We start from the raw sequence: 12,296 nt of genomic DNA on the forward strand, positions 1-12,296 counted from the left end.
GCACGGCTCCGCTTCAAACCGGATGTGACGTACTCACCCGGCGATCTGAGTAGGCGCGCCGATGGCACGGGCTGTGGCGCGCACCACACTCGCTGCCATGACACAGGTGCTACGACCCGACCAGGAGCTGGCGTTCCTCGACCAGGAGCTGGCCCGACTCGACGCGCGCAGGGGGCAGTTGCTGTGGCGCAGGTCCTACTTGGTGAGCCTGCTGGCGGCGGCGGGCCCGCCGCGGGGCGCGCCCCCGGTGGGGTGGGGGGCCGGGTGGGCGTCCCCCGGTGGGCAGGGTGGCGCGCGGCGGGCCGAGACGTCCCAGCCGGGGGCGCAGCAGGTGCTGCTGACGCTGGGCGGGGTGCTGCTGGCGATCGCGGCCGTGGCCTTCACGCTGGTCAGCTGGGGTGAGATGGGGATCACCGGCCGGTCGGCGGTGCTGGGGGCGGTGACCGTCCTGGCGCTCTCGGTGCCCGCGCTGCTGGTGCGCCGGGGGCTGGGCGCGACGGCGGAGGCGGTGGCCGCGCCGGCGCTGGTGCTGACGGTCCTGGACGCGTACGGCCTGTACGCGACGGCGCTGTCCGGCACGCCGCCCCTGGGGTACGTCGCGGGGGCGGCGGCCGTGCTGGCGGCGCTGTGGGCGGGGTACGGGCTGGTGGTCGGCGGGCTCCGCGTTCCGCTGCCCGCGGCCGTGGTGGCCGCCCAACTCCCGCTGCCGCTTGGGGTGTCGGCGGCGGGAGCGCCGGTGTCGGCGACGGCCTGGGCGTTGTTGGTGACGGCCGCGCTGGACGTGGCGGTGGTGGTGTGGGCGAAGCCGGCCCTGGTACGGGGCTTCGCGGCGGCGGGCGCCGGGGTGGTCGGGGCGCCGGCGCTGCTGACGGCCTGCGAGTTGTCGCTGACGGCGGGGTCGCCGGTGGCCGCGGCGGGCCCGGGTGTGCTGCTGCTCGCGGGGGCGGCCCTGGGCCTGTTCGCCGCGCCGCGCCTGCCGGGTGGGGCCGTCGGGTGCGCGGGGGTGTCGGGGCTGGCGGTGATCGCGGCGGTCGGCGGGGTGGTGCGCCCGGGGGTGTCGGACAGCTGGGCGGTGCCCGCGTATGTGCTGGGCGCGGGGGCGCTGGCGGCGGTGACGGTCCTGGTGCCTGGTGTACGGGTGCGGCTGCCGCGCCCGGTGGTGCGGGGACTGGTCGGCGCCGCTGGGGGTGTGGGGGCGTTCTCGGTGGTGTGGGCGCTGCCGCTGGTGGCGGTGGCCCTGGGCGGTGGGGCCGGGCGGCTTGCTGACGTGTGGTCGGGTGCGCCGGGGCGGGCGCGGTCGGCGGCCGGGACGGACTTCCCGTGGTCCGACCTGACGACCGCTCCCCTGGTGCTGCTGGTGGTGGCCGGGGCGCTGGGGGTGGCGTACAGGCGGATGCGGGGCGTGGGGTCGGCGTCGACGGCCGGGGCTTCGGATGCGGGTACGGCCACGGATACGGCGACGGGTACGAGTACGGCGACCGGCTCGCACCGGGCGCGGGCCGCCCTGTGGTGCGGGGTCGTGGCGCTGGTGTGGGCCGCGTTGCTCATCCTGCCGCTGACGCTGGACCTCGGGTTCGGCGCGGCGCTGGTGGTGCCGGTGATCCTCACAGCCCTCGCGCTGGCCCTCGCTGTCCTCCCGGTCCTCCCGGTCCTCCCCGGCCGTGTCGGGGTTTCCCCGCAGGGCCCGGTGAGCACGTCGGTGACGGTCACCGCCCTGTGCTGCGCCCTGGCGGGCGGGGCCGGTGCCGCGCTGCTCTCCCTCGCGACCCGGCCCGCGACGGTGACGGTGCTCGCGGCCCTGACACTGCTTTGTGCGGGCGCGGCGGTGGCCGTGGAGTACGTGGGGCGGCGGGAAGCGGCCACGGAGGCGGTCGTCGTCCCGCCGCGGGTGCGCGTCCAGGCGGTGCTCGGCTGTGTGGCCGTCGTGTACGCCACGGGGCTGGTCGTGGCGGCCGGCGCGGCGGCGGGGCTGTCGGCCGAGGGAGTGGCGGTCCTGGTGCTCGTCGTCCCGGCCCTGGTGGCGCTGCTCGGCGCGCGGCTGCGGCTCCACCCGGTGGCGGCGCCCGTCGAGATCGCCGGTGCCTGTGTAGGCGCGCTCGCCGTGGTCCTGGCGCTGGGCCGGGCCCCGGTCCTGGCGCTGGTGCTCGCGCTGTGCGGGGTGATCGCGGCGGGCACGGCGGTGCGCGCGGAGCGGCGGGCCGTGGCGGGGTACGCCGCGGCCGGGCTGTTCGTCCTGGCCTCCTGGGTGCGGCTCGCCGCCTCCGGGGTGGGGGCGCCCGAGCCGTACACGCTGCCGGTGACCGTCCCCGCGCTCGCCGTGGGTCTGCTGCGCCGCCGGCGCGATCCGGAGGCGTCGTCGTGGACGGCGTACGGTCCTGGCCTGGCCGCCACCCTGCTGCCGAGCCTGGTGGCGGTCTGGGGCGATCCGCACTGGGCGCGGCCGCTGCTGCTGGGGCTGGGCGCGCTGGCGGTCACGCTCGCCGGTGCCCGGCTCCGCCTCCGGGCGCCGCTGGTGCTGGGCGGCGCGGTCCTGGCACTGGTCGGGCTGCACGAGCTGGCGCCGTACGTCGTACAGGTGGCGGGCGCGCTGCCGCGCTGGCTGCCGCCGGCGCTGGCCGGACTGCTGCTCCTCGCGGTGGGGGCGACGTACGAACACCGCCTGAGGGACGCGCGCCGGCTGCGGGACAGCCTCGGCCGGCTGCGCTGACCCACCTCCCGGAAATGGCTGACCCACTCCCGGAAATGACCGAGGCCCCCAGACCTGTCAGGTCTGGGGGCCTCGGTTCCGGGTGGGCGATACTGGGTTCGAACCAGTGACCTCTTCGGTGTGAACGAAGCGCTCTCCCACTGAGCTAATCGCCCGGGAACGCACCGCACACATTACCCCATGTCAGCGGCGCTCCCCGCCGTGTACGGGGCCGCCGGTGGGTCGACTCCGGGTCAGCGGTCGATGTTCCAGGGCAGGACCCAGCCGAACTTCCAGAGGTAGACCGCGAGCAGCGCGGCGAGGATCGCGACCGCGATGCTGGTGAGCACGATGTTCCGCCGCCGGACCTTGGGGTCCATGGCCTTCTGGGCGGCTTCCGTGACCTTCCGCTTGGTCCAGCGGAGCACCAGCTGCGCCCAGACGAACTCAGTGGCCCAGATCGCCATGCCGCCGAAGATGATCAGCCAGCCGGGACCCGGGAGCGGCAGCAGCACGACGCCCCCGCCGACCACGGCGAGCCCGACGATGAAGACCCCGACCTGCCAGCTCAGATGCAGCGGCCTCGACGCCTTGATGAAGCCGGGCGCCCGGGAGCCCAGCTCCGCCGTCCCGGTCCGTTCGTCCTCGGTCTTCCGTACCCGCACCAGATGCGCCCCGGATTCAACTTTCCTGTCGTCCGCCGTAGCCGTCGGTACGACGGCGTCCCCCCGCTCGTCACTCTCCGCATGCATAACCCCCAACCTACCGGAATCGGTCACGTCACCGGAATGGCGGTATGGCCTGAAGTCACGCACCGCTGTACGAGCTATCCCAAGGATCACAAAACAGACAGAGGGGTTTACAACGACACCGTAGGTGGCATGTCGATTTCGCCGACGTGCGAATCCCCGAGCGCACACTGAGCGAAAGGCCCTGGCGCTTATGAACACCACGGTCAGCTGCGAGCTGCACCTGCGCCTCGTTGTATCGAGCGAGTCCTCACTGCCTGTACCCGCGGGCCTGCGGTATGACACGGCCGATCCCTACGCCGTGCACGCCACCTTCCACACCGGAGCCGAAGAGACGGTCGAGTGGGTCTTCGCCCGCGACCTTCTCGCCGAGGGGCTGCACCGGCCCACCGGCACCGGCGACGTCAGAGTCTGGCCGTCGCGCAGCCACGGTCAGGGCGTCGTCTGCATCGCTCTGAGCTCTCCGGAGGGCGAGGCCCTGCTCGAGGCCCCGGCGCGGGCCCTGGAGTCGTTCCTCAAGCGGACCGACGCCGCGGTGCCACCGGGCACCGAACACCGCCACTTCGATCTCGACACGGAACTCTCGCACATCCTGGCCGAGAACTGAGCCAGGCCGAGGGCCGCTCGGCGCCGTCCGACTCGGGGAGACGGCGCCGTGCTGACAACCACATACGGAGAACACCGGCGCCGTCGCCGCGGAATCCACCGCGGCGACGGCGCCGGTGCGTGCGCGTTGCACGCCTGTGCGCCCGCGTACGCCCATGCGTGCAACGGTGTCCCAGCGAGGCCACGCCCGCCCCGTACAGCGGCTAAAGTCGGCGGGATTCGGCGGGCACCGGCCCGCAGCAGGCCAGGGAGCGGATCGTGCTGATTCCCCACGACACCAGGATCGCCCTCGAAACCGTGGTCGATCTGGTGAACACCGCGCCGGACGGCGACGCGGCGGAGGTCACGCGCGACGGGCTCGCGGACATCGCGGCGCTGCACACCTTCGTACGGGATCACCACGTCAGCGGGGTGGAGGAGCTGGGCGCCCGTGATCTGCGGGCGGTGCTGGACGTACGGAAGCGGTTCGCGGACGTGTTCGGGGCGCCGGACGCGCCGACGGCGGCCGCCCTGATCAACCAGCTGGTGGCGGCGGCGGGCACCACCCCGCAGCTGACCGACCACGACGGCTACGACTGGCACGTCCACTACTTCGCGCCGGGCGCCTCGGTCGCCGACCATCTCGCCGCCGACTGCGGCATGGCCCTGGCCTTCATCGTCGTGGCGGGCGAACAGGAACGGCTGCGGCGCTGCGAGGCCCCGGACTGCGGGCGCGCGTTCGTCGACCTGTCACGCAACCGCTCCCGGCGGTACTGCGACAGCCGCACCTGCGGCAACCGGCTGCATGTGGCCGCGTACCGCGCGCGCCGCAAGGAAGCGGCCGGCTGAACCTCGCGGGCCCTTGGTCACCGTTCCTCACAGCAGGAACAGGTCGTGGACAGCCGCCATCAGCAGCAGGGCGCCGATCACCGTGAGGAAGATCATCAGGGGCGGCTGGGAGAGCGCGAAGAGGCAACCGCGCTGCTCATCGGTGGGTGCCGGGGTCTGGTCCCGGGAGGTATCGAGCATCTCGGGGCGATGATGACCTACCCCGAACCCGGCTGATGACCAACACGCGTCTTCTGCGCGGTAGTTCATCATATTCCGTGGATAACCGTCCGGCATTCAAGACGGGGGCTGCTCAGAGGCCCCTTTCGGGGGTGTCGGCACGCGGGACGTGCTTCGGGGACCGTGCTTCGGAGGCCGCGCTTCAGAGGCCGTGCTTCTTGAGGATCGCCTCGATGTCGCTGAAGTCGTCGCCGGACCCCTTGGCACGCGGCGCGGGCTGCGGCTCGGGCCGTACCGCCGGGCTGCGGCCCGGGAGGGAGGGCGCGGACGCCGCCGGGGCGACCGCCTCGCGCCGCGCCGCCTTCGCGGCCGCCCTGCGCTCCTTGCGGGTGCCGCCCCTGCGCCGTTCCACCGCCCGGGTCGTCAGGAAGAGCAGCCAGGCGACACCCAGCACGACGAAGCCGAGCCAGGCGACCGGCGAGAAGGCCGTGTGCGCGACCCATTTGACGACGCCGGTCATCACCAGGCCGACCGGGACCAGGGAGTACGCCGCGATGCGGGTCGCCGACAGGAACCGCTTCCGGTACGCCGTCACCGCGGCGATCCCCAGACCGGCTGCGGACACCGCGGAGAAGATGGTCTCGGCAATCATCGGGGTCCTCCAGGCAGGCCGGGTCGTGGCAACGTGTCGTGCCTCCACTGTGCACCTGGTGGGGCGGTCGGGGCCACGCAACGGGGTGACCTCAGGGAGATCTCGGGGGCATCTCGGGGGCCTCCTCCTCCCTGGGGCGGGGACGGGGGAGCTGAGGGGGGCCTGGGGGTCGCTTCCTCGTTCCGGGTGGTTGGGCCGGGGGCACCCGGGCTGGAAGACTGCCGTCCATGAACGATTCCGCCCCCGCCGACCCCGTCATCCTCGACTTCTGGTGCGAGCTCCAGTGTCCCGACTGCCGCCACGCCCTGGAGGACCTGCGGGCGCTGCGCGAGCGGTACGGAAGCCGGCTGGAGCCCCGGCTGCGCCACTTCCCGCTGGAGAAGCACCGCCACGCGTTCGCCGCCGCGCAGGCCGCGGAGGAGGCCTTCGAGCAGGGGCAGGGCTGGGCGTACGTGGAAGCCGTGCTGGCCCGTACGGACGACCTCGCGGCCAAGGGCGAGCCGGTGCTGCTGGAGATCGCCGGGGGGCTGGGCCTGGACGCCGAGGAGTTCGACACCGCCCTGATCGACGGCCGGCACATCCTGATCGTGGACGCGGACCAGGCCGAGGGCAAGGCGATCGGGGTGACCGGCACGCCCACGTACGTCATCGACGGCGAGCGGCTCGACGGCGGCACGAGCCAGGAGGGGCTGCGGGCGCGGATCGAGGCGATCGTGGACCGGGTGGTGGCGCGCGGGGACGCCTGACCTCAGGCGTCGGACGTCAGGACCTCAGGCGTCAGAGAAGCGCCTTGTGGAAGTTCCGGTGTGTCGTCACGTAACCGAGCGACTCGTACAGGCGGATCGCGGGGGTGTTGCCGGCGAAGACGTGCAGTCCCAGCCGGGTCGCCCCGAAGCCGAGGGCCACGCGCTCGGCCAGCAGCATCAAGGCGCGGCCGTACCCCTTGCCGCGCTGGTCCTCCCCCACCACGACGTCGTACACGTACGCGCCCGGCTCGTCAGGCGTCTCCTCGCGCCGGGAGACCCAGAGGGTGCCGACGACCTGCCCGGCGTGGACCAGCGCGTCCAGTGAGACGCCGGGGGTGGCCAGGCCGTCGGGCAGGACCTCGGTCCTGGACGTCTCCGCCTTGGCCCTGGCCAGCTCGGGCGAGGCGCCCCGGTCGATCCAGGCCTGCGCGTAGCGCGTGGACGCCGCGGCCCACCAGGCGTCGTACTCGCTGTCCTGGAGCGGCCGGCCCACGGTCCCGTCGGGCAGCTCGGGCGGGAGGGACGGCAGCGGTTTGACCATGTTGCTGCTGCGTTCGGTGTAGCCGAGGGCGGTGGCGAGGCGGAGCGCGGGAGCGGCGTCCCCGGCCTGCCCGGTGTGCTCGGCCTGCCCGGGGATCTCCACGGAGGCCAGCACCTCCCGGCATCCCCAGCCGCGCAGCACCTCTTCGGCGGCGAGGGCCGCGACCGTGCCGCGCCCGCGCCGCCGGTCGGAGCCGTCGATCCGCAGCGCCTGGATCACGCCGACGGCGGGGCCGAAGCCAGGGTCCGTGCCGAGTGCGATCGTCCCGACGGGGCGGCTGTTCACACATACCTCGTACGTACGGGAGCGGGCGCCGTCGTCGGTCTGCTGGAGCGGCTCGGTCGGCCGCAGTGTGGTGGTCATCAGGGGAGTTGTACCCGTCCTCCGCTCCCGGAGCATCCGCTTTTGCCCGGTGGCGTGTCCTACGGGTCGAGGTCGGCGCCGGAGCGTTCGTCGAACACCCGCATCGCCTTGGCGGTCACCGGCCCCGGTGCCGCGGGCAGGTGACGGCCGTCGACGCGGTGGACGGCCTGGACGTCGCGGAGGGTGGAGGTCAGGAAGATCTCCTCCGCGCGCTCCAGGACGTCCAGCGGCAGATCGGTCTCGTGGGCGCCGGTCCAGTCGACGGTCAGGGCGCGGGTGATGCCGGCCAGACAGCCGGACGCGACGGGCGGGGTGTGCAGTTCGCCGTCGAGGACAACAAAGACGTTGGAGCCCGTGCCCTCGCAGAGTTGGCCCACGGTGTTGGCGAAGAGGGCCTCGGACGCGTCCTGTTCGCGCGCGCGGGCGAGAGCGACGACGTTCTCCGCGTACGACGTGGTCTTGAGGCCGGTCAGGGCGCCGCGTTCGTTCCGCGTCCAAGGGACGGTGATCACGGCGGTGGTGTCCGGCCGGCGCGTCGTCTCGCCGACGGCGACGACGAGGGTCGGTCCCGCGTCGCCCCGGTCGGAGCCGAGGGGGGAGAGCCCGCCGGTGTAGGTGATCCGGAGGCGGCCCAGGGCCGCCGGGTTGGCGTCGAGGACGGCCGTACAGGCGCGGCGTACCTCGTCCAGGTCGGGGTCCGGCAGTCCGAGGCCGCGGGCCGAGCGGGTGAGCCGGTCGAGGTGGCGGGTGAGGGCGAAGGGCTGTCCGTGGACGGCCTTGACGGTCTCGAAAATGCCGTCGCCCACGGTCATTCCGTGGTCGAGCACGGATACTCGGGCGGATTCCGCAGGGTGCAGTGCGCCGTTGACCCAGATCTTCATCAGGCCGTCCTTCCACTTTCTTCGTACCTGCCGTACTCGTGCGACCCGGACTCATGCGACCCGGATTCGTCCGCCCCGTACTCATCCGACCCGTACACGCCCGACGCGATCGCCAGGAGCCGGGCGGCTTTGAGTTCCGTCTCGCGCCACTCCCCCTCGGGATCGGAGCCCCAGGTGATGCCGGCGCCGGCGCCGAAGCGCAGGACGGGACCCGCGGTTCCGCCCGCGGTTCCCTCGCGGTCGATCCAGAAGGTGCGTATGCCGACGGCGAGGGAGGCGGTGCCACGGTCGGCGTCGACCCAGCCGATGCCTCCGCAGTACGGCCCGCGGGGTTCCGCCTCCAACTCCTCGATGATCGTCAGGGCGCTGGACTTGGGCGCGCCGGTGACCGAGCCGGGCGGGAAGGTGGCGGGCAGGAGATCGGCCCAGCCGGCCTTTTCGGTGAGTTCGCCCCGTACGGTCGACACGAGGTGGACCAGCCCGGGGTACGGCTCGACCCGCATGAGCGCGGGGACGGTCACGGAACCGGCGGCGCAGACGCGGCCCAGGTCGTTGCGGACGAGGTCCACGATCATCACGTTCTCGGCGCGGTCCTTGTCCAGGAGTTCGGCGGCCGTGCGGGCGGTGCCCTTGATCGGGCCGGACTCGACGGTGAGGTCGTCGCGCGACAGGTACAGCTCGGGCGAGGCGGTGGCGATCTCGACGCCGTGCCCGGGCAGCCGGATCGTCCCGGCGTACGCGGCGGGGTGCTCGCGGGCGAGCAGGGCCGTCAGCGCGTCCACGTCGGCGGCGTCGGGGTCCGGCAGGGGGGCCGAGAGGACCCGGCAGAGGTTGACCTGGTAGACGTCACCGGCGGCGATGTGCTCACGGATGCGCCGCACGCCAGAGGTGTACGCGGCGTGGTCGAGCGACGACGTCCAGTCACCCGCGCGGGGTCCGCGCCACTGCCCGGGGACCACCGCCGGGACCGGTTCCGTACGTACGTCGTCGAAGCGGGCGCAGGTCAGGTGGCCCTCGAAGTCCGCGGCCACCGCCCAGAACCCCGTGGAGTCGAGGGCTTCGGGATCATGGGTGACATCCCGCAGCCCGGAGGCGACGAGGTTCCCGAAGCGGGCCAGAGGAGCGAGGTCGTGCACGCTTGCGAGTCTAGAACAAGCCCCACCGCGCCGCTCTGGCCGGAACGCACCGTGCACGCACCGCAGCACGCTGCGCAAACGCGTTTTTGTGCTGGCTCGGGAATCCGCTAGAGTTCAACTCGTCGCCGGGCCGTGCACACGGAACGGAAACGACAGGCCCACGTGGCGCAGTTGGAAAACGCGTCGCTCGGGTGGAGTGGCCGAGAGGCGAGGCAACGGCCTGCAAAGCCGTCTACACGGGTTCAAATCCCGTCTCCACCTCCAAGGACGATTAGCTCAGCGGGAGAGCGCTTCCCTGACACGGAAGAGGTCACTGGTTCAATCCCAGTATCGTCCACGCAGGATAGGCAAGACAGGCACCACCGGTACGTCCCGCGCGATTAGCTCAGCGGGAGAGCGCTTCCCTGACACGGAAGAGGTCACTGGTTCAATCCCAGTATCGCGCACGCAAGATGAGCACGGTTTGTGTGAGTAGTGAGTAGTGATGATGGTCCCGCGCGATTAGCTCAGCGGGAGAGCGCTTCCCTGACACGGAAGAGGTCACTGGTTCAATCCCAGTATCGCGCACACGTACCGCGTATCGAGGGAAGCCCCCAGCCGTTCAACGGCTGGGGGCTTCTTCTCTTCACACGGCCGTGCCGTCAGGACGAGAGACGTCAGGACGAGAACAGCATCCGGCCGAAGCTCTTGTTCTTGTGGTGGCCGCCGTGGCCGCCGTAGTGACCACCGTGCTGGCCGTGCTGGCCGTGCTGCGGGGCGCCCCAGGCGGGCGCGGGGGCCGCCGGGTAGCCCTGCTGCGGGGCGGGCGGCACGGGCGGCGGGGCCTGCTGCACCCACTGCGACTCCAGGCGGGTCAGGGACTCCAGCTCGCCGTAGTCGAGGAAGATTCCCCGGCAGCCGCTGCACTGCTCTATCTGGACACCGTTGCGGTTGTACGTGTGCATCGCTGCGTGGCACTTGGGACACTGCATCGTCGGCTCAGCTCCTCGCCGTCTCTTCGGCGCCGCCGGAACACACGCCCGGCGGCAGTCGGTTCACCTTACGACGGCGGACCTGCCCCCAACTCGGCCGGGATTGCTGCAATTCGGGCACAGGCGTCGATCATCAACCGCTCGACGTCGTCGGGTTCGCGGTGTTCGGCGGCGCACTTGACGAGGGCGAGCGCGGCGGTCTGGACGGTGAGGGCGCGGGCGGCGACGTCCAGTTGGGGCCAGGGGTCGCCGCCGGCGGGCACGGCGGGGCCGCCGGCGGCGCGGTAGGCGCCGAGGAACCGCTCCCAGGCGGAGGGCGGGAGCAGGCCTGCGGCGTACCAGGCGGCGGGCCTGGCGAGGTCCCAGGAGGGGTCGCCGGCACCCAGATCGTCGATGTCGATGAGCACCCAGGCGCCGCTGGACACGGGGTACCGCACGAGCTGCCCGAGATGCAGGTCTCCGTGGCACAGCGCGCGGGGCGACGGGGGCGGGGGCGCTTCGCCGCGGGCCCATGGGGGGAGGGTGGCGGCGGCGCGGTGGATGGGGTGGGGGGCGGGTCCGGGGGCGGGCGCGCTGATGGGCGGCTTGACAGTGCCAGTGCCAGGGGCGGGCGCGGGTTCCACCGTGGTCGTGGGGGTTGTGGGGCGGCCGGGGGCCGGGGGCGACACGGCACGCAGCCGGGCGAGGGCGCGGGCGACCTTGGCGGGGCCGCGCATGGCAGGCAGGGGCGTACGGGAGAGGGCGTCGAGCGGGACGGAGTGCAGCCGGGCGAGGAGCGTGCCGGTCTCCTCCCACGGCGCGGCGTCCGGGTCCGCCGGGTCGACGGGAGCGCCGTACGGCCAGGAGGTGACCGGCCGGCCGAGCAGTGCGCCGGCGGCGGTCGGGAGCGGGGGCAGGAGGATCCCCGAGAGCAGCGGATGGGAGGCGACCGCGAGCCTGGCGCGGTGGTCGGCCGGGTCGGTGGTCTCGGCGTGCGCCTTGGCCACGGCGTCGCCGTGTCGTACGACCATCCCGTCGGCCCGTTCCGCGAGCACGTCGTCACCGTCACCGCCGTCGCCGCCGCAGGCGGCGCAGGCGGACGGGGACGGGGACGGGGAGGCGGACTGATGAGCCGCCCGACGAGCCACGAGGGCGAGCGCGCTGACGATGTCTGCGGTCACGGGTCCCCCGGGCGGTATGGCTCGAAGCGAGTGTACGGGCGACAGGGAGAACGGGGCGGACGCAGGCTCGCGCGTGAACCCGACGCCACGGAGAACGACGGCACGACACCCGGTCGCCTCCACCCGGAGAAGCCCGGCATAGCGCCCCGGCCCGTCCCCCTTCCCTGCCCGCGAAGCAGGGGCACGTATGCGGGGCGACGCTCGGGCCCGGGGGCCTTCCTGGCCGTGTCCGACAGCCCCAAGTCACGCGCCGCCCTGCGCACAAGGCCGACACCCCGCCCCTGCCCTCCGGGGGGGACCGTTTACGTACAGGCGAGGCAGGGGCATCGGCAGCCGGGTCCAACGGGCGCGGCCGAGGCGGGGCCCGGAGGCGCCTCGTGGCCTGGCCACGGACACGAAACGACCAGCAGGCGCTGGGGCGTACACAGCCAGGAACCTGTCCGCGTTCCGGCGGCGCGGCCAGGGGCCGGCCCGGAGACACGTCCGTGGCCACGGATGACAGCGAAGGCGGGCGCGTCCAGCGCCGGGGCGGGCCGGCGTCCAAAACCGGCGAACAGGTTCGGGCCCGGGCCGGGGGCCTGTGCGGGGCCGGGGCCGGGGCCCGTCCGCAGCCCCGGCCCGGCAGGGAACCCTGGCGTCCAGGGAACGCGTCCACGACCGGAGGCTTGTTGGGGCCGATACCTCGGGCCTCTCCTGGCCAGGGCCGGGGGACGCGGCGCCAACCGAAGACACCACCGGGGCCGAGGCGGCAGCTCACGCCTCCAGCCCATCCCTGGGCGGGTCCGGGACACAAAACCCAGGACTCGTGGCCGGGCCGG

12 protein-coding genes and 5 tRNA genes are annotated in these 12,296 nt (G+C 73.3%); 8 read left to right on the top strand and 9 right to left on the bottom strand.

What is annotated here, in order from left to right; translation table 11 throughout:
* Positions 1-97: 97 nt before the first annotated feature.
* The gene (locus ACIO1C_RS22005) at positions 98-2,707 is read left to right on the top strand and encodes an SCO7613 C-terminal domain-containing membrane protein (protein WP_401866062.1); all 2,610 of its coding nucleotides are present in this window, start codon (positions 98-100) and stop codon (positions 2,705-2,707) included.
* Between the two features lie 83 nt (positions 2,708-2,790).
* Here the strand turns inward: ACIO1C_RS22005 and ACIO1C_RS22010 are convergent.
* Together ACIO1C_RS22010 and ACIO1C_RS22015 are read right to left on the bottom strand one after the other, a co-directional pair.
* Positions 2,791-2,862 (bottom strand) — tRNA-Val (locus tag ACIO1C_RS22010).
* 78 nt (positions 2,863-2,940) lie between these two features.
* On the bottom strand, positions 2,941-3,438 hold the full coding sequence (locus tag ACIO1C_RS22015) for a TIGR02611 family protein (protein ID WP_401866064.1): 498 nt from the start codon (positions 3,436-3,438) through the stop codon (positions 2,941-2,943).
* A 190-nt stretch (positions 3,439-3,628) separates the two neighbouring features.
* On the opposite strand from ACIO1C_RS22015, the gene ACIO1C_RS22020 reads away from it, so the two are divergent.
* Together ACIO1C_RS22020 and ACIO1C_RS22025 are read left to right on the top strand one after the other, a co-directional pair.
* Positions 3,629-4,042: an SsgA family sporulation/cell division regulator gene (locus ACIO1C_RS22020; RefSeq protein WP_003987206.1), complete on the top strand. Its 414-nt coding sequence runs from the start codon at positions 3,629-3,631 to the stop codon at positions 4,040-4,042.
* A gap of 257 nt (positions 4,043-4,299) precedes the next feature.
* A complete protein-coding gene (locus ACIO1C_RS22025; RefSeq protein WP_401866066.1) occupies positions 4,300-4,869 on the top strand; it encodes a CGNR zinc finger domain-containing protein in 570 nt (189 codons plus the stop codon).
* 27 nt (positions 4,870-4,896) lie between these two features.
* Here ACIO1C_RS22025 and ACIO1C_RS22030 read toward each other — a convergent pair whose 3' ends face one another.
* Both ACIO1C_RS22030 and ACIO1C_RS22035 read right to left on the bottom strand, forming a co-directional pair.
* Positions 4,897-5,049, bottom strand: coding sequence for a hypothetical protein (locus tag ACIO1C_RS22030; RefSeq protein ID WP_167034211.1), 153 nt, complete (start codon positions 5,047-5,049; stop codon positions 4,897-4,899).
* Positions 5,050-5,230: 181 nt separating this feature from the next.
* On the bottom strand, positions 5,231-5,680 hold the full coding sequence (locus ACIO1C_RS22035) for a hypothetical protein (protein WP_401866068.1): 450 nt from the start codon (positions 5,678-5,680) through the stop codon (positions 5,231-5,233).
* 227 nt (positions 5,681-5,907) lie between these two features.
* Here ACIO1C_RS22035 and ACIO1C_RS22040 point away from each other — a divergent pair, with 227 nt between their 5' ends.
* The gene (locus tag ACIO1C_RS22040) at positions 5,908-6,426 is read left to right on the top strand and encodes a DsbA family protein (RefSeq protein ID WP_401866070.1); all 519 of its coding nucleotides are present in this window, start codon (positions 5,908-5,910) and stop codon (positions 6,424-6,426) included.
* Between the two features lie 31 nt (positions 6,427-6,457).
* Here the strand turns inward: ACIO1C_RS22040 and ACIO1C_RS22045 are convergent, their stop codons facing one another.
* The 3 genes from ACIO1C_RS22045 to ACIO1C_RS22055 are packed head-to-tail and all read right to left on the bottom strand — an operon-like array spanning position 6,458 to position 9,347.
* The gene (locus ACIO1C_RS22045; protein WP_401866072.1) at positions 6,458-7,330 is read right to left on the bottom strand and encodes a GNAT family N-acetyltransferase; all 873 of its coding nucleotides are present in this window, start codon (positions 7,328-7,330) and stop codon (positions 6,458-6,460) included.
* 59 nt (positions 7,331-7,389) lie between these two features.
* The gene (locus tag ACIO1C_RS22050; RefSeq protein WP_401866074.1) at positions 7,390-8,211 is read right to left on the bottom strand and encodes an aminotransferase class IV; all 822 of its coding nucleotides are present in this window, start codon (positions 8,209-8,211) and stop codon (positions 7,390-7,392) included.
* The gene (locus tag ACIO1C_RS22055) at positions 8,211-9,347 is read right to left on the bottom strand and encodes a chorismate-binding protein (RefSeq protein WP_401866076.1); all 1,137 of its coding nucleotides are present in this window, start codon (positions 9,345-9,347) and stop codon (positions 8,211-8,213) included. The genes ACIO1C_RS22050 and ACIO1C_RS22055 overlap by 1 nt, the downstream gene beginning before the upstream one ends.
* A 190-nt stretch (positions 9,348-9,537) precedes the next feature.
* On the opposite strand from ACIO1C_RS22055, the gene ACIO1C_RS22060 reads away from it, so the two are divergent.
* From ACIO1C_RS22060 to ACIO1C_RS22075, 4 genes are all read left to right on the top strand, one after another.
* Positions 9,538-9,611 (top strand) — tRNA-Cys (locus ACIO1C_RS22060).
* 1 nt (position 9,612) lies between these two features.
* Positions 9,613-9,684 (top strand) — tRNA-Val (locus ACIO1C_RS22065).
* A gap of 37 nt (positions 9,685-9,721) precedes the next feature.
* Positions 9,722-9,793: transfer RNA gene (locus tag ACIO1C_RS22070), tRNA-Val, on the top strand.
* A gap of 49 nt (positions 9,794-9,842) precedes the next feature.
* A tRNA-Val gene (locus ACIO1C_RS22075) sits at positions 9,843-9,914 on the top strand.
* A gap of 89 nt (positions 9,915-10,003) precedes the next feature.
* Here the strand turns inward: ACIO1C_RS22075 and ACIO1C_RS22080 are convergent.
* Complete coding sequence (locus ACIO1C_RS22080) at positions 10,004-10,318, bottom strand: zf-TFIIB domain-containing protein (RefSeq protein WP_401866078.1); 315 nt, start codon at positions 10,316-10,318, stop codon at positions 10,004-10,006.
* A 68-nt stretch (positions 10,319-10,386) separates the two neighbouring features.
* Positions 10,387-11,478 carry a phosphotransferase gene (locus ACIO1C_RS22085; protein ID WP_401866079.1) on the bottom strand — a complete coding sequence of 364 codons (1,092 nt, stop codon included), beginning with the start codon at positions 11,476-11,478 and terminating at the stop codon, positions 10,387-10,389.
* Between the last annotated feature and the right edge of the window lie 818 nt (positions 11,479-12,296).

The sequence above is a fragment of the Streptomyces sp. NPDC087420 genome, assembly GCF_044744165.1.
GTDB lineage: Bacteria > Actinomycetota > Actinomycetes > Streptomycetales > Streptomycetaceae > Streptomyces.

What these genes read in the sequence shown, in the direction of transcription:
- ACIO1C_RS22005 (WP_401866062.1), top strand. Translation starts at nt 98, where the DNA reads ATGACACAGGTGCTACGACCCGACCAGGAGCTGGCGTTCCTCGACCAG.
- ACIO1C_RS22015 (WP_401866064.1), bottom strand. Translation starts at nt 3,438, where the DNA reads ATGCATGCGGAGAGTGACGAGCGGGGGGACGCCGTCGTACCGACGGCT.
- ACIO1C_RS22020 (WP_003987206.1), top strand. Translation starts at nt 3,629, where the DNA reads ATGAACACCACGGTCAGCTGCGAGCTGCACCTGCGCCTCGTTGTATCG.
- ACIO1C_RS22030 (WP_167034211.1), bottom strand. Translation starts at nt 5,049, where the DNA reads ATGCTCGATACCTCCCGGGACCAGACCCCGGCACCCACCGATGAGCAG.
- ACIO1C_RS22035 (WP_401866068.1), bottom strand. Translation starts at nt 5,680, where the DNA reads ATGATTGCCGAGACCATCTTCTCCGCGGTGTCCGCAGCCGGTCTGGGG.
- ACIO1C_RS22040 (WP_401866070.1), top strand. Translation starts at nt 5,908, where the DNA reads ATGAACGATTCCGCCCCCGCCGACCCCGTCATCCTCGACTTCTGGTGC.
- ACIO1C_RS22045 (WP_401866072.1), bottom strand. Translation starts at nt 7,330, where the DNA reads ATGACCACCACACTGCGGCCGACCGAGCCGCTCCAGCAGACCGACGAC.
- ACIO1C_RS22050 (WP_401866074.1), bottom strand. Translation starts at nt 8,211, where the DNA reads ATGAAGATCTGGGTCAACGGCGCACTGCACCCTGCGGAATCCGCCCGA.
- ACIO1C_RS22080 (WP_401866078.1), bottom strand. Translation starts at nt 10,318, where the DNA reads ATGCAGTGTCCCAAGTGCCACGCAGCGATGCACACGTACAACCGCAAC.